This is a genomic window from Sinanaerobacter sp. ZZT-01 (assembly GCF_035621135.1).
In the GTDB taxonomy this organism is placed as follows: Bacteria; Bacillota; Clostridia; order Peptostreptococcales; family Anaerovoracaceae; genus IOR16.
The window spans coordinates 1236121-1256455 of sequence record NZ_CP141728.1; the positions used below are offsets into that span (position 1 = coordinate 1236121).

Sequence of the window (20335 nt, forward strand, 5' to 3'; positions counted from 1 at the left end):
CTTAAAGGCGATACCCTCTTGGTGTAACCATTCTGCCTGCAAGCTCTTTCGTTTTCGAGTTTCCGATATATACGGTGGTGAACATATCAACCTGCGTATCACGCAGCTCCTGCAAGCTCAAAATCGTACCTTTTTCGCCATCTCTTCCAATGTTCTGAACAAATCCGGCTACCGTGTCCGCCTTTCTATGTCGCAATATGATATCACATGCTTTCTGTAAATAATCGTACCGTTTCTTGCTGGACGGATTGTAAAGACATAATACAAAATCAGCAGCGGCTGCACAATCCAAGCGTTTTTCTATCAATTCCCACGGAGTGAGAAGATCGCTCAAGCTGATAACTGCAAAATCATGAATGAGCGGTGCACCCAAAACAGCTGCTCCGCTGCATGCTGCCGTAATTCCTGATACGATTTCAATCTCAATCGGATCGTATTCCTGTGCTACTTCAAACATCAGCCCTGCCATTCCGTAAACACCGGCATCTCCGCTGCAAACCATGGAAACCACTTGTCCCTTTAAGGCCTCCTGAATGGCTAGATGACATCGGTCTACCTCTTTTTTCATCGGAGTAGATAATAATTTTTTGTGACTAAACTGATCTCGAATTAAGTCAATGTACACGTCATATCCGATAATAGCCTGGCTCTCTTCAAGCGCAGTAACTGCTCTTTGCGTCATTTGTTCCAATCCACCCGGACCCAATCCTACTACATATATTTTCATTTTCGTTTCCCCTCATATCGATCTTTTCTTGATCCTGTCTTTAATGTATCTTTTTTAGCTGCATCTTCTAACGCATTCATACACGTCTGCCACAAATCCGGTGACAACGTATCCCGAAGTCCGTAAAGCAGCTTACCGACTGATTTCTCAGCGGCTGCCTCGATTGCTTTTGTCAGTTCCTTCCCATCTTTTTGATCAAGCACAAGTGTCTCAATCGGCTCACCAATCCGACATTTTGTGTCCTCTGCAGCAAGTGCCGTAATCCGTTTTACCTGCGGCACCTGTTTACGAAATGCAAACCATCTTGCAACGCACTCTGCATATTGATTTAAGATATTTAAAGCTTCTTTTACCTGTAAATCATTTTCACTGTCGCAAGCAGTCTGTCCCATGGTATCAATATCGTAAATGGAAATGCCAAACGTATGGTTCAAGGTAGGGTCGATGTCTCTTGGCACTGCCAAATCCATCCATACCCGTTTCTTCTCTTCAGAAAGAACGCTTTGGACTTCCTCTTTTTTCAGTGTAAAATGCGGGCTCAAAGTCGCACTGATTACAACTTTTGATTCCTCCAACGCTGAATGTCGCTCCTCATAAGGCAGCATGCTGCAATGCTCTGGTACAATCGAGCCCTGTTCTTCCTGACCATGCATGCGCTTACGCAACGTCATTGTTACATCTGCTCCATGCGAGGTCAATGCATTTGCAATCAATTTTCCCATCTGCCCATTTCCGATAATCAAGCAGCGAACGCCTTTTAAGCCACCCAGTTCCTCTTTCAGGAGCTGTACACCCTTATACGCAATCGACTGATCAACTGCTGTCAGCCGAACGGTTGATTTTACTTTCTTTGCTGCTGCAATTGCGGTTTGAAACACCTTTTCCAAAACCATATCTTCACATCCGCATTTTCTGGATAGAGCTAAAGCCTCTCTTACCTGTGAAATGATCTGATCTTCACCGAAAATTTTAGAATTCAATCCGCAAGTCAGTCTCAATAAGTGGTCGACTGCTTCTTTCCCTTCTCGCTCAACAAAAAATTCGCCATATTGCTTGCGATTAATTTTTTTGACTTCACACAGCATTTCATAAGGCGGTATATGGGCTTTTTCTCCGCTGCTGATCCAAAGCTCTGTACGATTGCAGGTAGACAGCAGTACACAGCCGGAAAGTTCGAATTTCTCCTTCATGTATTTCATCGCTTCCATAGCACCCGCTTTGGTAAAAGAGAAAAGCTCACGGTAAGCAATGCTAGCCTTGCTGTGATCAATTCCTATCATGGTAATCTGCATTTATTTAATCGCCTCTCTAAATTCATGCGTAAAGGTAGGATCATACAGCTTAGACCGTTCATATTTATCACCCAAAAAATTTCCTACCAAAATCAACGCTGTCTTTGTAATATTATTTTCCTTTGCTATTTGCGGCAAGGTATCTACTGTCCCATAAAAAACTTTTTCTTCCGGCCAGGTTGCTTTATAAACAATAGCTGCCGGAGTTTCCTTACTGTACCCGCCGACAAGCAAGCGTTCTCTTAGTGGCTCTAATAATCCTGTGCTTAAGAAAATAGCCATAGTTGCATTGTGTGAAGCTAATTTTGATATTTCTTCTTTTTCCGGAACCGGAGTCCTACCTGCCATACGTGTAATGATTACAGTCTGAGACACATCAGGCAGAGTATATTCTGCCTTTAACGCTGCCGCTGCACCAAAGAAGGAGCTGACACCCGGAGTCACGTCAAATTCAATTTCTTTGGGCTCCAGCAAATCCATCTGCTCTCGAATCGCACCGTAAATGCTTGGGTCTCCCGTATGAAGACGAACCGTTGTCTTCCCTTCGTTTTCCGCCCCCTGCATCACGCTGATTACTTCTTCTAGAGTCATCGATGCGCTGTCGTAAATTTTACAACCATCCTTCGCCAGCTTTAAATGTTCCGGATTTACTAAGGAACCAGCATATATGATTACGTCTGCTTCTTGTAAAAGACGCTGCCCTCTGACTGTAATTAAATCGGCTGCTCCCGGACCTGCTCCAACAAAATGTACCATACTAAAAACCTCCTGTACTTTCTTCTTTGTCTTTTACGACTAATATGGAAAAATAGCTCGCATCTTCATCTATTTCATCAACATTGTTAAAAATCCGTTCTCCCTGCATCCCACAGCGTTCAACCATTTTAACGGTTGGAGATGGTTCCATCTTTAACAGCTCTTCTTTTACCTTTCCAATTGCTTTTCCACTTTTCATTAATACCTTGGTGCCGTTTAACCGCAGTGCCTCTTCAATTCCATCATAAGAAGCAGGTATGATATGGAGAGGCTGCGCCGCTTCTGTCAATCCTTCATTCAATCTTGCAGAGACCGCACAAAAAGAAGGGATGCCTGGTATGATTTCGGCTTCAAATCCTTTTTCCAGCACTCGCTCATGAACATAAATGTACGTCGAATAGATAGAAGGATCTCCTAATGTCAAGAATGCAACATTTTTTCCTTCTTTCAACTTTTCAATGATTTGATCTGCAGCCGCGTCATGACTCTGCCTTAATTTTTCCTGATCCCGAGTCATAGGCATGGAAACCTCCATCCGTACCTTTTGGTCAATTTCCGGCACACTCCCTTTTGCAATGGTATATGCTGCATTGATTTTTTGACCTGATTTCGGAAGGACTATGATGTCACTTTCACGAATCATCCGAACTGATTTTAAGGTCATTAACTCTGGATCTCCCGGCCCTACTCCAAGACCATATAATTTTGCCATATTTTTACCTCCATTTCTAAAGCCTCTCTATAAGCTTTGCTGCGTCTTTTGTTTGTCCCAAATATCCATATTGGTTTGAAAAGGTGACTGCACCAATCTGTATGGATTTGTGAGTGCGTTCTTTGATGTGATAATCCAGCTTTTCCAAAATGGACTCGATTGTCTTTTCTCTTAATTGTACCTCATCAAGCACTGAAATTGCATCATCTGTTGTTAGACAATTCATCAGCCTTTCAATTGTTTTCTGTGATGCTCCCTTTAGTGCTGCATGTGCTGACATTATTTCCAAGCGTGCATCTCCATATTTAGAATGTGTATTGAAAATTCCGCCGGCAACCTTAACAAATTTTCCGATATGCCCGACAAGTAGAAGTCCGTCAAACCCGGATTCTTCTGCATAATCCAGAGCGTCTCCCAAAAAGTTGCTGCATTTTACTGTATAAAGCTCTCCCTGCTTCATGGTATTTTTTAAAAAAGTTTCTCCGTAATTCCCCGGTGTAATCACCAAATACCTTGCTCCGGCTGCTTTTTGCATATTCATTTCTACCTTAATAGTATCAATCAAGGCCTGCTCGCTCATCGGCTCTACGATGCCGCTTGTACCGAGGACGGAAATACCTCCTACGATTCCCAGTCTGGGGTTATAAGTGCGTTTCGCGATTTCAACGCCTTTTGGAATTGAAATCTCAACGGATATACGGCCGCTATATTCAAATTCTTCTACAACCTTTTCGATCTCTTGCTCGATCATGCGTCGGGGTGTCGGATTAATCGCAGGCTGTCCTACTGCACAAGCCAGTCCCGGTTTTGTAACAGTTCCAACTCCCAGACCAGCCATGAGAACAATTCCTTTTTCCTCTTTCGGTTCTAAAGTTACTTTTGCATAAACCAAAACGCCATTCGTTACATCTGGATCATCTCCGCTGTCTTTTTTGACTGCACATACCGCATATACGTCGCCGTTGTCTGTACAGCCACGATTACTTTCCAAAAGCGTGATTTCCAGATATTTGCCCTTTGGCGTAAGAATTTTGGCTGATTTTGGCAATGCTTCTGAAAAAGCAAAAATGACGGCACCCTGTGCTGCTGCCGCTGCACAGGTTCCCGTCGTATAGCCTTCTCTTAATTTCTTATTCTTTTCTCCAACGTTCTTTTTTTGAATATCCATTGGCATTCTCACTTTCCCGAAGATGGGTTGTTCCCTTTTATTCTTCTGTAAGCATATCTGCAACATGTTTAAGGTATAGTCTGCGAATTTCGCTAAATTCTCCAAGCCCTTTTAAAATGCACTCTACTTCATAGCCGCTTTCCTCAAAAAGAGTCTTCCATGCATCCTCTTCCTCTCCTGCCATGTCATTTTGCGCATGATCTCCGGCAACAACCATGAACGGCATCAGAATTACTTTTTTCGGGCGGTAAGTGTCTACCATACTGCTTACTTGTTCAAAATCCGGATAGCCTTCTACCGTTCCTACAAAAACATTTTTGTAACCCATTGCCTTAAAGCGATAATCTAAAGCGGCGTAAACGGCATCTGTATGGTGAGTGGTTCCATGTCCCATCAGTACCAAGGCTTCCTCAGCTTGAAGCTGCGGCAGTTGTGCCATGACTCCTTTTACCACTTCCTCATAGTCCTCAGAGGAACTCAATAAAGGTTCTCCGATTTTTATTGTTTCAAATTGTTCCATATACGGCTTGACTGCATCGACCATCTTGTCATATTCATCTCCGTTGATAATATGCGTCGGCTGTATCAAAACGGTTCGAAATCCATCTTGAACTAAACCTTCCATCGCTTCTGTCACATTATCAATATGCAGTCCATCACGTTTTTCCAATACTCTTAAAATCATTCCACTGGTAAATGCCCGCCGGATTTCCCAATCCGGGTAACTTTCAGCAATCTCTTTTTCAATTGCTCCAATGGTCTTATTTCTGGTTTCTTCATAGCTGGTCCCAAAGCTGACCACAAGCATTGCTTTTTTCTGGTTCATGAAATCCTCCAATTATCTTCTTTGCATAATATATCGTTCCAATTCCTCCGCTTTACGGGGCATTGGCAGTGTTTTATCTAAAATACCAACCTCGCAGAGTCGTTCAAAAATGCGAAGTACAGTAGGTTTTTCAAGGTTTGTTTTCGTTAAAAGTTCTTGATTTAAAAAAACGTCTTCCGGAACACCTTGTCCAACGACCGACCCTTCGTGAAACAAAATAACTCGATCAGCCCAGATCAGTGCACGTTCCACATCATGCGTGGAAAGGATCACCGTAATCCCTTTTTCACTCAATTGATCCACAATCCCGTCAATCAAACGTGCATGCTTTGGATCAAGTGCTGAAGCAGGTTCATCTAAAATCATAACCTCAGGGTCCATGACTAAAATATCGGCAATCGCGACTCGTTTTTTTTGTCCACCGCTTAAAAAATGAGTTGGCTTTTCTTTAAATTCCGTAATATTTAATTCTTTGATTACTTGCTCGACTCTTTCCTTTGCTTCTTCTTCACCGACTCCCAAATTCAAAATACCAAAGGAAATCTCCTGTATTACATTTGCTGAAAACAACTGATTATCTGGGTCCTGAAACACAATTCCCACTTTTTTTCTTACCTCAAGAAGGCCCTTTCGGGAATAATTAATCGGCGTTCCATCTATATAAATAGTCCCTGATTTTGGCTTCATCACACCATTTAAGTGAAGAAAAAAGGTAGACTTCCCAGAACCATTGGCTCCCATAATCGCAATCTTTTCGCCTCGTTTTATCTCTAAATTGATTCCTTTCAGTGCTTCGGTACCATCCTCGTACGTATAGCATACCTTCTCTGCTTTTACAATCGTCTCCTTCATTAAATGCCTCCGTTCCATTTGCAGACAGCTGAAATCATCAATAATGCGATTAAAAATAAAGTGACTCCTGCCTTTTCTTTCATGCCCGAAGAACTGCTTTGCATCAATACCCTGATTTCTCCGTCGTAACAACGAGATTCCATCGCATCATAGAGCAATGAGGATTTATTTAAAGCTCGGACTAAAAGCACAGACAGCATGAGTCCCATAGCTTGAACGGCGGTCTTCGCATCGCGGTTACCCAAACGACAATTTTGAGCGGTTGTGATCGCAACTGCCATATCAAGAAGCACAAAGATATACCGATAAATCAACATCATTAATTCAACAATGATCCAAGGACAGTGCAGGCGCCTCAAAACAGTAAGCAGATCTAAAAGCGGAGTCGTAAGCGTAAGAAAATACAGACAGGAAACAGAAGCCAGGGAAACAAGAATTAATCGAATGGCATAAGTGAAAGATGTGACACTCACAGCCAAATAATGAGTACCTACGGGAATTGATAGCAAGTCCATAGGTGCATCCGTAAAATTTACGGCAATGGCGACTGTACCTAATGCGAGAAAGGCAAAAGGTGCTGTCATAAGTTTCATATAATGGGAAAAAGATGTTCGACTGTAAAACACAGTCAAACATCCCATTAGAATCAATACAATAGCTGATACGACAAAGGAGCGGGCACCCACGCATATGAAAAGTGTTCCGACCGCAAAGGCAGATTTTAAAAATGGACTTTTATATCGTAGTTGGGACGAATACGCTAGTTTGTCGATAATCATCATTGTTTCTTTCCTCCCGGTCCAATCCAGACTTTATTTTTCATCTTTTTTCTTGTATTTTTTTCTAGCTACTAAATATCCAAACCCATAACCAAATACACTGGCACCCAGTCCTGCCTGTAAGCAGAACAAAAGGGATTCGGTTTCACCGCCCGGCGGTTCTAAAATAGGCTCTGCCCATGCGACATAGTTTGGATTAATCGCTGTGATTGCATCTTCTGCAGCACCATCTGCGCCACCGAATTCAGAATCGTGAATGAATAAAAGCGGAATTACCGCAATGACCACTACGAGAAGCAGCAGTACAATTACTATCTTAGCGTTCTTTGTCATCTTTACACCTCCATGTATCCAAGCTCAGTCAACTCAGGCTTAGCATAACTTTCTAATCCCAGCATTACTACAACGGCCACTAATCCCTCAATGAGTGCAAGCGGCACCTGTGTCATTGCAAAGATTCCTAAAAATTCAATTAAAGATGCGCGGAAGCCTCCCACCTCGGATGGATGTGCCATTGCGAGCTGAACAGCAGTCACACAATAAGTAAATAAATCGCCTAAGCAAGCCGCCAAAAATACACCAACTGATTTTGGGAGCTTTACGCTTCTACATAGTTTATAAATTGCATAGGATACGAATGGTCCTGCAATTGCCATGGAAAAAGTATTTGCACCTAAAGTTGTCAGGCCTCCATGCGCAAGTAAAATAGCCTGAAATAATAAAACAATAATTCCGATAATTGCCATAGCAGAAGGCCCGAATAAAATTGCGCCGAGTCCGGTTCCTGTCGGATGAGAACTGCTTCCGGTAACGGATGGAATTTTTAATGCGGATAGTACAAACGCATACGCACCTGCCATCACTAAAATCAGCATGGTCTTTCTATGTTTTGCAAGTGTTTTCTTGATTGAAAAAAAGCCTGCCACTAAAAATGGAATACAAACCGCTCCCCATATAATGCAATAGTTCAATGGCAAATATCCTTCCATAATGTGCATTGCATTGGATATCGTTGCCGTTCCAAACACAAAAGCAAGGATAACCCCTAATGAAAAAATCCGTCTTTCTGTTTTTGTTCTTGTCATAATTTTTCCCTCCAATAAAAAATCGCCACTCTAAAACAAATCAGAATAGCGTAATACTAGGAAACATCATGTATCTCATGTTCCCCTGAATTACACCCTCCTATCGTCCGTAAGAAAATGTAATTACTGATTTTTAATAAAATCAGAACCTATCATCAGGCAGGTCTTCTGGCTTTGGCTTCAGCATTGTATACCATCTTCCCATTTCCACAGTGATGCTGTTGTATACAACTCGACCATTACAGCGGCGTGACCGCGTGGGACTTTCACCCATCTTCCCTATTCTTTCGGCAGGAAAATACCGAACACCTAATAATATCTTAATTGTCATCTCATTATATCATGTGATTTTTTCGTTTTCAAGAAGTTGTCCTTTTTATTTTATATTATTTCAGGCTAGCATTCATGCGCATGCCGATGATGCATGTCAGGCTTATGTTTATGTGTATGCTCCATTGCCTCGTGCATATGATAATGGCTGTGAACAAGCTCACCATCCCCTTCATGAACGTGGTTATGGTGCCCATCGGTATGCGTATGCTTATGCGTATGTCCCATCGTTTGGTGCTTGTGTATATGTGTATGCTTTTCTACTGTCGTTAAATAGGTCCCTACTATCATAAGAAGAACTGCAACCCAAAAACGCTGTGGCAGATGTTCTGAGAAAAAGGCTATGGATAAAGCTACCCCAATAAAAGGCGCGACTGCATAATAGGCACTCGTCCTCGCCGCTCCTAAATATCTCTGCGCTGAAATGTAAAAGAAAATACTCAGGCCATAAGCTACAAAGCCTAACAGCATTGCCGCTATACAGTAATAGACGGATGAAAATCCAGTCAAATAAGGGATACCTTCTCTATTTTCGATAAAGAGAAAGAGCAGCAGAGCGCCAAACCCCGATCCAAAGCCTTTTATAATCACGATCTCGAGCGGGTTTTTTAATGAAAGCATGCGTGTACAGTTATTTTCCATCCCCCAGCAAAGGCAAGCTAGCAATACAAAAATACTTCCTAGTGAAAAAGAAAGTTTTGAAACATCCTCAAATGACAAAAGCATACTTGCCGCAGTAATTACCGCAATCGCTCCCCACATACGCTTTCCAAGCGGCTCCCGAAAAAAAATACCGGCAATTAGTGCAGTCGCAACAATCTCAAAATTGTTTAAAAGCGATACGCTGGCTGCACTGGTAGTACTCAGCCCAAGCATGAGAAAAACAGGTGCCAAAACGTCTAGAAGTACCATCGCCACGGTGTAGGGCAAATCTTTTCTCACCAATTTTGCTTCTAACGGTTCTTTTTTATATAAGTAAGCGGCACCCTGCACAAAGGACATTCCAATACCGGCTCCCAAATAAAGCAAAGCAGCCATTAAAGCCGCCGGAATTTCTTCCAACAATATCTTTGAAAAAGGTGCACTGATTCCAAAAAGCGCCGCTGCTAAAATTGCTTTTCCAACTGCAATTTTTTCATCTTTTTGCAATGCATTCAACCTCCTTCTTATATTTCATACAGGATTTTATGTAATTGTGTGCAAAATGGGGATTGGAATAGTAATGTAAATGCGGATAACCGGCAATTAAATTTCCTTCTGCAATCATGCAGTTCCACTCTGTTTTTCGAAGCGGTTTTTGCGCATGAAAACAGTCTCCTGTATTCGTGCTGTCCCAGTAATGAAACTCATGGCCCCGTATACTTTTCCCTTTTTTGCAGAGAAGATTATCTTGATTCGCCGTTAACGTAATGTAGCCGAATCGCCCCAGTTTTTCTGTCGGATAGCTTCCTCCTTCAATCGTTCCCACCATAGGCACTCGTTTACCTTCTTCATCCTGAATCCACTCATGCAGATACATAAATCCGCCGCACTCAGCAAGACACGGAATTCCATTGGATATGGTTTCCTTAATTTCTTTTAACAAGTTTTTATTCGAAGAAAGCGTTTCAAGATAAAGCTCGGGATAGCCTCCTCCAAAAATAAGCCCGTGTAGATTTTCAGGAAGTGTTTCTTCCTTCAGTGGACTGAACGGTACAATTTCCGCTCCCAGTTCAGCAAGTAAATCCAGATTATCCTGATAATAAAAGCAAAAGGCTTGATCCATTGCAACACCAATACGCGCCTTATCTTCTTGCACGTGTGACAGCTCATCAATCCTCCAGTTACCCGGAACGCATTCCTTTACCTCACAAACAATCGGCTTTACCGAATTAGCAAGTACCAATAAACGATCTAAATCAACGGTTGCTTCCATTTGTTCAGCAATGCGGTTAAGGATTTGTTTTAAGTTTCCGATTTCTTTTGCGGTGACTAATCCCAAATGGCGGCTTTCCAAAGAAATATCATTCCTTTGGGGTACATAGCCGTAAACTTCAATTTCCAATTCTTTTTCAATCTGTTTCTTAAGGTCAGGATACAGCATTGCATTGCAGCGATTTAACAGAACTCCCTTGATATTGCTGTCTGGGCAAAGCTCCAGAAATCCCTTGATCTCAGCCAAGATGGAAACAGATTTGCCTTTACAGTCAATTAGTAAGATCACTGGCGTTTGCATCGTTCTTGCTAAATCATAAGAACTTGCTTCTGTTGATATGCCCGCAAGCCCATCATAATAGCCCATAACACCTTCTATTACTGCCAGCTCAAATCCCTTTGCATTTTTACAAAACAAATTTTTCGTCGTTTGTGCATCTGTGAAAAAAAGATCCAAGTTTCTCGACTTTAACCCTAGCACCTCTGTATGAAACATCGGATCAATATAATCCGGCCCGCATTTAAATGAAATGGTTTCTATCCCACGATTTATAAAAGCTTGCAGCAAACCACAGGTAATTGTTGTTTTACCGCCCCCGCTCGATGTAGCTGCAATCATCAGTCTCGGAATATTACGCTGCATGTTATTGTCCTTTCTGTGAACTAATTATAAAAATGGGGTTCTGCCCTGTCATCATATGCAAGCTTCCTACCTCTCTCGCCTTAGCCAAAGACAGCTGTACGATTTCTACGTGTTCAAATCCATACTTTTTTAACACTTGCATCGCTTCCCACATGGATTCCAAGGCAATCGCATTAATAACAATACGTATCTGTGGATTTTTTTGGACAAGTAAAGAAATGATCTCTTCCATATTTCCTTTCGTTCCTCCAAGAAAGGCTTTATCCGGCTTCGGCAGATCGTTCAATGCTTCCGGTGCTTTCCCTGCACAGATCTGTAAGTTCCAAGCACCAAATTTTTCTCGATTGGAACGAATAAGTTCTACCGCCTCCGGGTTGGTCTCTACAGCATAGACTTGTCCTTCTTCCGCCAACAGTGCCATTTCAACGGATACCGAACCGGTGCCGGCACCCACATCGTAAATAACATCCGTTTTTAATATCTGTAATTTTGAAAGGCTGACACTGCGTACCTCTTCCTTTGTCATCGGCACATCACCACGTAAAAAATCCTCGTCTGAAAATCCATAGGATTGTTTTTGGCGTCTTTGTATCTTATTGTTTTGTACTAAAACCACACTGAGAGAATCAAAGCTTTGCCTTCCCAGTTCCTCTGCACTCCCAAGCACAATCCGCTCCGTTTCATAAGAAAGGCGTTCTCCAACGGCAACCTCAACCTGTCCTAATCCGGCTTCGATCAGCCGTTTGCAAATCTCCTGTGCCGGATGGTCGCTTCCCGTTAAAAAAAACGTTTTTTCATTTGTCTGCACCGTACCGGCTACATTTGCCTCCCGTCCATGCAGACTGACAATTTTAGCATCCTCCCAGGAGGTATTCAACTTCGAACAGAAATATTGAAGGGAGCTGATTCCTGCGACGCACTCCACCTTACAAAAAGGAGATTTTCCTTCTGCGCATCTTTCTTTATTTTTTTCCTCTAAAAGTGTACATAATTTTTTCGTGCCGCTGAAAAAACCAACATCGCCGGACATCAGAACAGAAATGCAATCTATATCTGTTTGTTCATAAATCCATGCCGTGATTTCTTCGGGTGCAATTGCATAATGTTTTTTCTTGTTTCCCTGTGGAAAGCTGTCTACCATCCGCCTAGCACCTATCAACGCCTGACTCGTTTCAATACATTTTTTCCCGCCAAGCGTCAAAGTTTCTGGATTTCCCATCCCGATCCCAACTACATATATTTGTTTCATATGGCCTCCGTCTTCCTCATTTTAAATGCAGCTTGACTTAGACGCGTTTTAGATTTGTCAGGCAATCTTCCGCCGCTTCTAAGGTTTCTTTTATTTGCGTCTCCGTGTGTGCATAGGAAATAAACATTGCCTCAAACTGTGCCGGAGCAAGGTAAATACCCTTTAGGAGCATCTGACGGAAATAAGTTCCGTAAGCAGTGATATCGGCGGTTTTGGCAGACAGATAATTCTTTACTTCTTGTCCGGTAAAAAACAAAGAACCAATGGAACCGATGTCATTGACACTGCAAGGCACATCCGCCTTTTCAGCAAGTTTGCGAAGACCGCCATACAAGAGCTTCCCCAGTTTATTAATGTGCGTATAAACTTCCGGATGCTCTTTTAAATAAGAGAGCTGTGCAATACCTGCTGCCATTGCTACCGGATTTCCGCTCAGCGTGCCTGCCTGATACACAGTGCCGCACGGTGCTACCATCTCCATGATTTCCCGCTTCCCGCCATAGGCACCGACCGGCATTCCGCCGCCGATAATCTTTCCGAATGTCGTCATATCCGGCTTTACATCAAATAATTCCTGCGCACCGCCTAAGGCCAAACGAAATCCGGTGATGACTTCATCAAAGATCAATACAGTTTTATTCACATCACAGATTTCTCTCAGCTGCTTTAAAAATCTTGGATTAGGAGGTACTACGCCCATATTTGCCGCAACCGGCTCAATGATAATCGCAGCAATCTCACCTTTATTTTCTTCAAATAATTTTTGCACACTTTCAAAGTCATTATAGACTGCTGTTAATGTGTCTTTTGCACAGCCCTCCGTCACACCAGCACTGTCCGGCGCCCCACCGTTTGCAATCAACCCGGAACCTGCTTTTACTAAAAGGGCATCACTATGTCCGTGGTAACAGCCCTCAAACTTAATGAACTTATCCCTTCCAGTGTACCCCCTTGCTGTACGTAAAGCACTCATGGTTGCTTCGGTTCCGGAATTGACCATGCGAACCATATCCATGGAAGGCACCAATCCGCAAACTAATTTTGCCATTTGAATTTCCCGCTCTGTTGCTGCACCAAAGCTCAGTCCGCTTTCGATGACTTCTTTCACCGCATCCAGCACAATCGGATGATTATTTCCTAGAATCATAGGCCCCCAAGAGCCAATATAATCAATATACGCATTTCCATCAACATCGTAAATATACGATCCATTCGCTTTTTCAATAAAACGAGGTGTGTCCTGAACAGCAAGATATGCACGGCAAGGACTGTTAACCCCGCCCGGAATATATTTTTTTGCTTCTTCAAAAAAAGCTACGGAGCGTTCTGTTTTATTTTGATTCATCACCCGATTCTCCCTTCTTTTATCATTGCGGCAATTTCTTTCGCATAATAAGTGATTAGAATATCTGCACCTGCTCGAAAAATACTCGTTGCAGTCTCTGCCACAATCCCAGCTTCATCTACCATCCCTGCCTGTGCTGCTGCTTTTATCATCGCGTATTCTCCGCTGACACTGTACGCAGCCACCGGAACATCTACACGATCTCGTATTTCCCGGATAATATCCAGATAGGACATGGCCGGTTTTACCATAATGATATCAGCCCCTTCTCCTAAGTCCAAATCCACTTCCTTTAATGCTTCTCTTCGGTTATGGTAATCCATTTGGTAGGTCCTTCGATTTCCCTTAAAGTTATCTGATCCAGCTGCCTCTCGAAATGGACCGTAAAAAGCAGAAGCATATTTTGCAGCATAAGACATAATTGGCGTATCGATATAGCCCGCTTCATCAAGTGCATCTCGAATGGCACGGACTCTTCCGTCCATCATATCTGACGGAGCAACCATATCGGCTCCGGCTTTTACCTGAGAAACCGCAGTTTTAGCAAGTAGCGGCAAGGTTTTATCATTGTCTACCGAATCGCCATTTATAATGCCGCAATGCCCATGTGATGTATACTCACACATGCAGACATCACCAACGTAATAAAGCTCGGGAACCTCTTTTCGGGCAATGCGAAACGCTTCCTGCACAATCCCGTTTTCCGCATAAGCCTGGCTTCCGCATGCATCCTTTTCTTTTGGAATACCGAAAAACATGACACTTTCAACACCGGAGTCTACAACTTCCTCTAATGCACGCGGCAAGGTGTCCAAGCTGTAACGGTTTTGTCCCGGCATCGCTTCAATCTCTTTTATAATCCCCTTGCCCTCTTCTACAAAAATAGGGTAGATCAAACTGGATTGGCTCATTCTTGTTTCTCGTACCATCGTTCGGACGCTCTCGTCCATGCGCAATCTTCTAGCTCTTTTTAACATATTCCTTCGTTCCTTTCCTTCTAATTCCATTGTATCTATCACAAGCATGTAAAAATATTTTTATATAGCGTCTTTTATTTTTTACTATTTTCTACCTAAAATCGTATCGATAATTCCTTTTCGGCGATCGCAATTGTCATCCCGTCTCTTGCTTCTTTTTTTAAAATCAACTTACCTTTGGAAGCATGCACAGCTGCACGTTCACAAACATTATCGACTCCGGTGATCGAACGGACAAATTTTGATGGAGTAAAGTCACCTGCAAGAGAAGAAAGAACCTCTGCATTATACGTTTCAAAAGGCAGGTTGTGTTTTTCGCAAAGGGTAATCAGGCCCTTCTCTTCTTGTTTTATATCAATTGTAGCAATCCTGTCAATGGCAGACCAGCGAATATTTTCTCTTTCTAGCACTTCATTCGTAAATCGTTCTAATTTTTCAAAGGAAGTATCTTTTCGGCATCCAATTCCTAACGTAAGGCGGCGTGGAACCAAATATAACGTTTCTTCATATAAATTTACCTTTTCCTTGGTGGTCACTGCGATACCGAGACTACATGGTTCAACTTGCGTCAACTCCGAAGGAATTTTTCCCAAAATAGGAATTTCACTAAAAAATCCAACCTTTTTTTCTTCCAAAAGAGCCGATGCTATCTTTTTTGCCAGCTTCATATCACTGATAAAAAGATTCTGCTCGTTTGCCCACTGATCGACTGCAAACTTCCCGTTGATATCCGTTGCAGTTGTAATCACCGGCACAGCACCTATTCCCACGGCAATCTGCTCCGAAAGACGATTTGCACCACCGATGTGTCCAGACAACAAAGAAATCACAAATCTCCCTTTTTCATCTACAACAATAACTGCAGGATCAACTGTTTTTCCTTTTATAAAGGGAGCGATAGCTCGAACGGCAATACCTGTCGCCCCGATAAAAATCAAGGCATCTTTTGAGAAGTGCGCTTCTGTCCACTCACTTAAGCTTTGCTCCAATGGAAGAACCGCATCCTCATTCTGGTCTATCTTTTTTGCATAAGCTTCCGGTATATACCCAATACTCTTTATAAAACATGCTATCTTTTGTGCAGTTAGGGCGCCATTCTTCGTAAAAGACACCAATGCAATCTCTTTTTCTCTCACAACTGTTTCCTTTCCTATAACGAAAATGCATCCAGACCATGAATCAGGATGCATCTTTTCCTATTTCCTCGAGTAAGAACTCACACAATCTTTTTGCAGCGTGTTTTTTTCCGTACAAACTAATCGTATGGCGTAAATCCTCTACTCTTTCTGGATGCTTAAACAAAGAAAAAAGTGCTTCGTCAATCGGAAAGGATTTTGTTGCATAGAGAGCCAATCCATTATTTAACATAAATTCGGCATTTCTCTGCTCATGCCCGGGAATCGGATTTACCATGATCATAGGCAGCTCCTTTGCTAAGGCCTCTGACGAGGTAATCCCTCCGGGTTTTGTGATAATACAATCAACTGCATCCATCATCAAATAAACATTATCCACATATCCGTATACTTGAATCTTCTTTTTCATCTGGGATTGCATTTTACATATTTTTTTATACATCTTTTTATTATTTCCGCATACTACGATAATCTGAAAATCAAAATACAAATTATCTATTTTTTTAAGTGAAACATCAATTTTTCCGTAACCCATGCTTCCACTCATCAAAAGTATGGTTGGCTTATACAAATCCAGACCCAGCTTTTCTCTGGCTTCCAATTGTTTTATACTCTTTGAAAACTCCGGTTTAATCGGTATCCCAAAAGGCAGCATTTTACTTACATCCAATCCCTTATGCGCCATCTGATATTCAAGCAGTTCACTCGGCGTTACGTAGTAATCCAAGCAACGTGTTTCTTCCCAAAGAGGGTGAACCGTAAAGTCTGTCACTACTCCGACCGTAAGGCTCTTGCATTCCCTGCGCTCTTTTAATATGCTTATCATTGCAGACGACAGCACGTGTGTACATATAATGATGTCCGGCTGGTATTCGTCTAAGTAGCTGCGAAGTTCTGTTGCCATAAAAGTATTCGTTAGTTTTGTTACTGAAAATTCTGCGGCAGGTTTCGTTTTTTTCACGGCTATTTCGTAAAACTTTGATGCAATCTTAGGTATATACGTCGTAGATATTAAATAACCCTTTGAGATGAAAGTTTTCAATAGCGGTTCAATATACTCATAAGCATCCAAAGTACGGCATTCTACTCCCATGCTTTCAAATTGCTCTTCGATCGCTTGTCCCGTCGCATGATGCCCCTGACCTGTAGATATGCTTAATATTAATGCCTTCATGCTCTTTTCCCTCTTTTCATTAAAAGCAATTTTTTCTCTTCTCCTTTATTTCGCCGTACAATTCTATGCGCTAAAGCACATGAATTGCTGACGGAGGACTTTCCATCAATTTGTTCTACAAATTGGGACAAGTCTCTCTATTTTATAATACTCTTCTATAAAAAAATGGTATCGTATACAGTGAATCATACTTATGTATACGATACCATTTTTTTTTCTGAAAATCAATTCCGTTCGCTTTTATTTTTTCTTACCAATCCATACGTAAAATACTTGGATGCCGAGGTTCTCAACAAGGCTGCCGCGATCACCATTGCAAGGAAAAATCCCAATGCAAATTGAACGACATTCCACGGAATACTAAAGGCCGAAACTGCAAAATTTCCGTACATGATTCCAGCCGCCGCATAATACCCCATTACCATCCACAATCCAGAAATTGTCATGGCTAATATTTCATAAACAGGGATAACCAGATGTTCTTTTTTTCGTACATAAATTGCTATGATAATCAGGAAAACGGGAATCAAAACGGTCGTAAACATTAGTTTTCCCTGCACACCTGTTAAAAAAGTACCTAATTCACTCAGGTTTTCGACTTCATCCCCCAATAAGGAATGTGGCTCATTTACTGCTGTCCCCTTCAAAATCCATTGAACCGCTACTTGAAATCCCATCCATACAAAAGCAGTGATTATCGCTAGAATCGCTGTATTTTTTCTACTATTCATACATTTCTCAATTGCTATTCCCATAAAAATTGCCATCAGCCCTTTGATACAAAAGGTCCACGGAACCCAGTGAATATAGCCGGGTATCAAATCGCCAAGTGCCGAGCCGAAAGCAGCAGCGAGTGCGCCGTAACGCCACCCTAAAATCAATACGGAAAGAAAGATCATGCTGTCACCCAAGTGAATGTATCCATTGGTAAACGGAATCGGAATTTGTACTATCAGCGTTGCAACTGTAATCAAGGCCATCATGAGCCCTGTTAAAATCATCTTATTTATTTTATTATCTACAGCCATACCGTACCTCCTTGTTCTTTTTTATCTTAACCAATTATTGTAGTCATTAAAATGATCAGTCTAAACTATTTATTTATATACAGTTTGTGATATACTAAGAAAAAACGCAAATAAATTTCAAATATAATAACAGTTTTGTTATGAAAGGATTTTTTTATGCAGCTGATAGCACCAAATTTCGATTATGAAAGTACGGCTCCTTTATATTTACAGCTCTATCTTTATCTTAGAAACGCCATCTTATCCGAAGGTATTCTTCCCGGAGAAAAACTTCCATCTCTCCGCATGATGGCAAAACAGCTTGGCCTAAGCGTCACAACCATTGATCTTGCATATAATCAATTATTGACCGAGGGCTATATTTTCAGCAAACCACAATCTGGTTATTACGTTTGCAGCATTCCATCCGATACGGATAAAAGCAGGGTGTTAAAAACTTCTATTTTCAAAAGTTACGGAACTGATTTCGAAAGTCTTTCTTATTTTGACCACTCTGTACTGAAAGCTGCATCTTATGATCCTGCTACATTTGATTTTATTAAGTGGAAAAAATGCACCAATAAAGTTCTTACCGATTATTCAAATTTTCTTTTATTGGAAGGCGACCCGCGGGGTGAGGCGCCTTTACGTTATGAAATTTCAAAATATATTTATCAAGCTAGAGGTGTCCGCTGTACACCGGATCAAATTGTAATCGGCGCAGGAACACAGCAATTGACTGGTCTTTTATGTATTATCTTAAATCGTTTAGGGATTGAGTATGTTGCCTTTGAAGCACCCGGTTACGTCCCGATCCAGGATATCTTCCAAACAAGAGGTTTTAAAATGTCGCTGGTTCCTGTTTCAAAAGAAGGGATTCAAATCGAAAAGCTTCCTGCAAATATAAAGTCGGTCGCTTATGTCAGTCCTTCCAATCAATTTCCTACTGGCTCTATCATGCCGATCGGCCGTCGCTATGGTTTATTAGAATGGGCCTCTCAAAATAATAGCATCATCATTGAAGACGATTATAACAGTGAGCTTCGATATTTTGGAAAAGCCGTTCCTTCCCTACAAGGATTGGATGAAGAAAAGAGAGTGATTTACTTAAGCTCTTTTTCTTCTACTTTGTTCCCTTCCATTAAAATAAGTTATATGGTCCTTCCCGAGCCCATGCTTAAGCTCTTTGAAGAAATACTCGGCGGTTATAACCAAACTTGCTCAAAAACAGAGCAGCTCACACTTGCACTTTACATGGAAAAAGGGTTTTATCAAACGAATATAAAAAAACTTAGAAGTCTTTATTCACAAAAAATACAGATTGCAACACAGAGCTTGAAAAAATATTTTAAAGATCAGGTAAAGCTTCTGAGCAATACGTCAGGACTTCATATGCTTTTAGAAATTCCCCTTTCTGCGCATCTAACCGTCGATATGATTTGTGAAACAGCAGTAAAAAAACGGCTTCCTATTACACCTATTTTGACAAAACAAACTGAAAAAGCGGATAAAAATCATGCACTTCTTATCTTTTACTACACAAGAGTTCCTCTTGAAGAATTGGATGCAGCAATTAAAACCTTTGCAGATGTCTTGATTCATGATTTTAAAATGATAAGATAAAGGGAGGGAAAAAAACTTTTCCTTATCTGTTAATAAAAAGTATCATATTTTTAAGGAGAAAAACGATGGAAGTATTACAAGCGATACAAAAACGGCAAAGTGTCAGAAAGTTTAAAGCACAGGATATACCGGACGAAGACATCCGAAAGCTGATTGAAGCTGCAGGTCTTGCTCCTTCCGGTAAGAATTGTCAAAATTGGCATTTTGTCGTCATTAAAAATCGTCAGTTAATGCAAAAAATTGCGGATACGATTTTAGAAAAAAATGAAAAAATTGCATTAAAATTGGAAAAAGTCGATGAAGAAAAAGCATCTCGTTTTCGTAAATTTGCAAAAAACTTTACCGTATTTTATCTAAATGCCCCTGTGTTAATTTTAACCTATGCGAAAGACTATGTTCCAAGCGGGTACGACGAATATCATTTAATTCAAGCTCCAAAGCAGCTTGGGGACAATCTGTTTCAAAAAAACCCGGGAATGCAGGGCATCGGTGCTGCATTAGAAAATTTAACACTTCGTGCTATTGATTTAGGTTACGGAGTCTGCTGGCTTACAAGCCAAAACTATGCCGCAGATGAGATTGAAGCTCTTGTAAAAGAAGAGACTGCCTTAGAGAAGGAAAACTACTACTTAACAACAATGCTGGCCTTAGGCGTACCGGAAAGCGATTTAAAGAGCCCAAGAAAAAAGGATGCAGAAGACATCTATACTTTAATTAAATAAAATTACAACATAAAAAGA

The 20335-nt window shown here is 41.4% G+C and carries 20 protein-coding genes and 1 riboswitch; of the genes, 2 read left to right on the plus strand and 18 right to left on the minus strand.

From position 1 onward, the window contains the following. Position 1: 1 nt before the first annotated feature. The 18 genes from cobJ to U5921_RS06115 all read right to left on the minus strand — a co-directional run bounded on the left by cobJ (position 2) and on the right by U5921_RS06115 (position 17993). Positions 2 to 727, minus strand: a complete 726-nt coding sequence (gene cobJ / locus U5921_RS06030; RefSeq protein ID WP_324825560.1) for a precorrin-3B C(17)-methyltransferase — start codon at positions 725 to 727, stop codon at positions 2 to 4. Continuing rightward, on the minus strand, positions 724 to 2019 hold the full coding sequence (hemA, locus tag U5921_RS06035; protein WP_324825561.1) for a glutamyl-tRNA reductase: 1296 nt from the start codon (positions 2017 to 2019) through the stop codon (positions 724 to 726). Before hemA ends, cobJ begins: the two co-directional genes overlap by 4 nt. Beyond that, entirely contained in the window at positions 2020 to 2775 is a 756-nt protein-coding gene (gene cobM, locus U5921_RS06040) for a precorrin-4 C(11)-methyltransferase (protein WP_324825562.1), read from the minus strand. 1 nt (position 2776) lies between these two features. Further along, positions 2777 to 3487, minus strand: a complete 711-nt coding sequence (cobI, locus tag U5921_RS06045; RefSeq protein WP_324825563.1) for a precorrin-2 C(20)-methyltransferase — start codon at positions 3485 to 3487, stop codon at positions 2777 to 2779. A gap of 16 nt (positions 3488 to 3503) precedes the next feature. Then, the gene (cbiD, locus tag U5921_RS06050; RefSeq protein WP_324825564.1) at positions 3504 to 4661 is read right to left on the minus strand and encodes a cobalt-precorrin-5B (C(1))-methyltransferase CbiD; all 1158 of its coding nucleotides are present in this window, start codon (positions 4659 to 4661) and stop codon (positions 3504 to 3506) included. 31 nt (positions 4662 to 4692) lie between these two features. Continuing rightward, positions 4693 to 5481, minus strand: a complete 789-nt coding sequence (locus tag U5921_RS06055) for a sirohydrochlorin cobaltochelatase (RefSeq protein ID WP_324825565.1) — start codon at positions 5479 to 5481, stop codon at positions 4693 to 4695. Positions 5482 to 5493: 12 nt separating this feature from the next. Further along, positions 5494 to 6333: an energy-coupling factor ABC transporter ATP-binding protein gene (locus tag U5921_RS06060; protein ID WP_324825566.1), complete on the minus strand. Its 840-nt coding sequence runs from the start codon at positions 6331 to 6333 to the stop codon at positions 5494 to 5496. After that, positions 6333 to 7115 carry a cobalt ECF transporter T component CbiQ gene (gene cbiQ, locus U5921_RS06065; RefSeq protein ID WP_324825567.1) on the minus strand — a complete coding sequence of 261 codons (783 nt, stop codon included), beginning with the start codon at positions 7113 to 7115 and terminating at the stop codon, positions 6333 to 6335. The genes U5921_RS06060 and cbiQ overlap by 1 nt, the downstream gene beginning before the upstream one ends. A gap of 30 nt (positions 7116 to 7145) precedes the next feature. Beyond that, entirely contained in the window at positions 7146 to 7445 is a 300-nt protein-coding gene (locus U5921_RS06070; protein ID WP_324825568.1) for an energy-coupling factor ABC transporter substrate-binding protein, read from the minus strand. Positions 7446 to 7447: 2 nt separating this feature from the next. Next, complete coding sequence (locus U5921_RS06075; RefSeq protein ID WP_324825569.1) at positions 7448 to 8197, minus strand: energy-coupling factor ABC transporter permease; 750 nt, start codon at positions 8195 to 8197, stop codon at positions 7448 to 7450. Positions 8198 to 8337: 140 nt separating this feature from the next. Further along, a riboswitch (cobalamin riboswitch) is annotated at positions 8338 to 8525 on the minus strand. A 68-nt stretch (positions 8526 to 8593) separates the two neighbouring features. After that, positions 8594 to 9676, minus strand: a complete 1083-nt coding sequence (locus U5921_RS06080) for a DMT family transporter (protein ID WP_324825570.1) — start codon at positions 9674 to 9676, stop codon at positions 8594 to 8596. Continuing rightward, positions 9663 to 11084, minus strand: coding sequence for a cobyrinate a,c-diamide synthase (locus U5921_RS06085; protein ID WP_324825571.1), 1422 nt, complete (start codon positions 11082 to 11084; stop codon positions 9663 to 9665). The genes U5921_RS06080 and U5921_RS06085 overlap by 14 nt, the downstream gene beginning before the upstream one ends. A 1-nt stretch (position 11085) precedes the next feature. Further along, positions 11086 to 12333, minus strand: coding sequence for a precorrin-6y C5,15-methyltransferase (decarboxylating) subunit CbiE (gene cbiE, locus U5921_RS06090; protein ID WP_324825572.1), 1248 nt, complete (start codon positions 12331 to 12333; stop codon positions 11086 to 11088). A 37-nt stretch (positions 12334 to 12370) separates the two neighbouring features. Further along, positions 12371 to 13678 (minus strand): glutamate-1-semialdehyde 2,1-aminomutase, encoded by a 1308-nt coding sequence (hemL, locus tag U5921_RS06095; protein ID WP_324825573.1) that lies wholly within the window; start codon positions 13676 to 13678, stop codon positions 12371 to 12373. Next, a complete protein-coding gene (gene hemB, locus U5921_RS06100) occupies positions 13678 to 14655 on the minus strand; it encodes a porphobilinogen synthase (RefSeq protein WP_324825574.1) in 978 nt (325 codons plus the stop codon). The genes hemL and hemB overlap by 1 nt, the downstream gene beginning before the upstream one ends. 95 nt (positions 14656 to 14750) lie before the next feature. Beyond that, a complete protein-coding gene (cbiG, locus tag U5921_RS06105; RefSeq protein ID WP_324825575.1) occupies positions 14751 to 15845 on the minus strand; it encodes a cobalt-precorrin 5A hydrolase in 1095 nt (364 codons plus the stop codon). Beyond that, complete coding sequence (locus U5921_RS06110) at positions 15835 to 16965, minus strand: MGDG synthase family glycosyltransferase (protein ID WP_324825576.1); 1131 nt, start codon at positions 16963 to 16965, stop codon at positions 15835 to 15837. The genes cbiG and U5921_RS06110 overlap by 11 nt, the downstream gene beginning before the upstream one ends. A gap of 224 nt (positions 16966 to 17189) precedes the next feature. Beyond that, positions 17190 to 17993, minus strand: a complete 804-nt coding sequence (locus U5921_RS06115) for an ECF transporter S component (RefSeq protein ID WP_324825577.1) — start codon at positions 17991 to 17993, stop codon at positions 17190 to 17192. 156 nt (positions 17994 to 18149) lie between these two features. On the opposite strand from U5921_RS06115, the gene U5921_RS06120 reads away from it, so the two are divergent. Beyond that, on the plus strand, positions 18150 to 19595 hold the full coding sequence (locus tag U5921_RS06120; protein WP_324825578.1) for a PLP-dependent aminotransferase family protein: 1446 nt from the start codon (positions 18150 to 18152) through the stop codon (positions 19593 to 19595). A 65-nt stretch (positions 19596 to 19660) separates the two neighbouring features. Next, entirely contained in the window at positions 19661 to 20317 is a 657-nt protein-coding gene (locus U5921_RS06125) for a nitroreductase family protein (protein ID WP_324825579.1), read from the plus strand. Positions 20318 to 20335 lie beyond the last annotated feature (18 nt).

Excerpts from the sequence above, each read along its gene's own strand:
- hemA (WP_324825561.1), bottom strand. The coding sequence starts at position 2,019 with ATGCAGATTACCATGATAGGAATTGATCACAGCAAGGCTAGCATTGCT.
- cbiQ (WP_324825567.1), bottom strand. The coding sequence starts at position 7,115 with ATGATGATTATCGACAAACTAGCGTATTCGTCCCAACTACGATATAAA.
- cbiE (WP_324825572.1), bottom strand. The coding sequence starts at position 12,333 with ATGAAACAAATATATGTAGTTGGGATCGGGATGGGAAATCCAGAAACT.
- cobM (WP_324825562.1), bottom strand. The coding sequence starts at position 2,775 with ATGGTACATTTTGTTGGAGCAGGTCCGGGAGCAGCCGATTTAATTACA.
- U5921_RS06055 (WP_324825565.1), bottom strand. The coding sequence starts at position 5,481 with ATGAACCAGAAAAAAGCAATGCTTGTGGTCAGCTTTGGGACCAGCTAT.
- cbiD (WP_324825564.1), bottom strand. The coding sequence starts at position 4,661 with ATGCCAATGGATATTCAAAAAAAGAACGTTGGAGAAAAGAATAAGAAA.
- cobJ (WP_324825560.1), bottom strand. The coding sequence starts at position 727 with ATGAAAATATATGTAGTAGGATTGGGTCCGGGTGGATTGGAACAAATG.
- U5921_RS06060 (WP_324825566.1), bottom strand. The coding sequence starts at position 6,333 with ATGAAGGAGACGATTGTAAAAGCAGAGAAGGTATGCTATACGTACGAG.
- U5921_RS06075 (WP_324825569.1), bottom strand. The coding sequence starts at position 8,197 with ATGACAAGAACAAAAACAGAAAGACGGATTTTTTCATTAGGGGTTATC.
- U5921_RS06070 (WP_324825568.1), bottom strand. The coding sequence starts at position 7,445 with ATGACAAAGAACGCTAAGATAGTAATTGTACTGCTGCTTCTCGTAGTG.
- cbiG (WP_324825575.1), bottom strand. The coding sequence starts at position 15,845 with ATGCATCCTGATTCATGGTCTGGATGCATTTTCGTTATAGGAAAGGAA.
- U5921_RS06110 (WP_324825576.1), bottom strand. The coding sequence starts at position 16,965 with ATGAAGGCATTAATATTAAGCATATCTACAGGTCAGGGGCATCATGCG.
- cobI (WP_324825563.1), bottom strand. The coding sequence starts at position 3,487 with ATGGCAAAATTATATGGTCTTGGAGTAGGGCCGGGAGATCCAGAGTTA.
- U5921_RS06115 (WP_324825577.1), bottom strand. The coding sequence starts at position 17,993 with ATGGCTGTAGATAATAAAATAAATAAGATGATTTTAACAGGGCTCATG.
- U5921_RS06125 (WP_324825579.1), top strand. The coding sequence starts at position 19,661 with ATGGAAGTATTACAAGCGATACAAAAACGGCAAAGTGTCAGAAAGTTT.
- hemB (WP_324825574.1), bottom strand. The coding sequence starts at position 14,655 with ATGTTAAAAAGAGCTAGAAGATTGCGCATGGACGAGAGCGTCCGAACG.
- U5921_RS06120 (WP_324825578.1), top strand. The coding sequence starts at position 18,150 with ATGCAGCTGATAGCACCAAATTTCGATTATGAAAGTACGGCTCCTTTA.
- hemL (WP_324825573.1), bottom strand. The coding sequence starts at position 13,678 with ATGAATCAAAATAAAACAGAACGCTCCGTAGCTTTTTTTGAAGAAGCA.
- U5921_RS06085 (WP_324825571.1), bottom strand. The coding sequence starts at position 11,084 with ATGCAGCGTAATATTCCGAGACTGATGATTGCAGCTACATCGAGCGGG.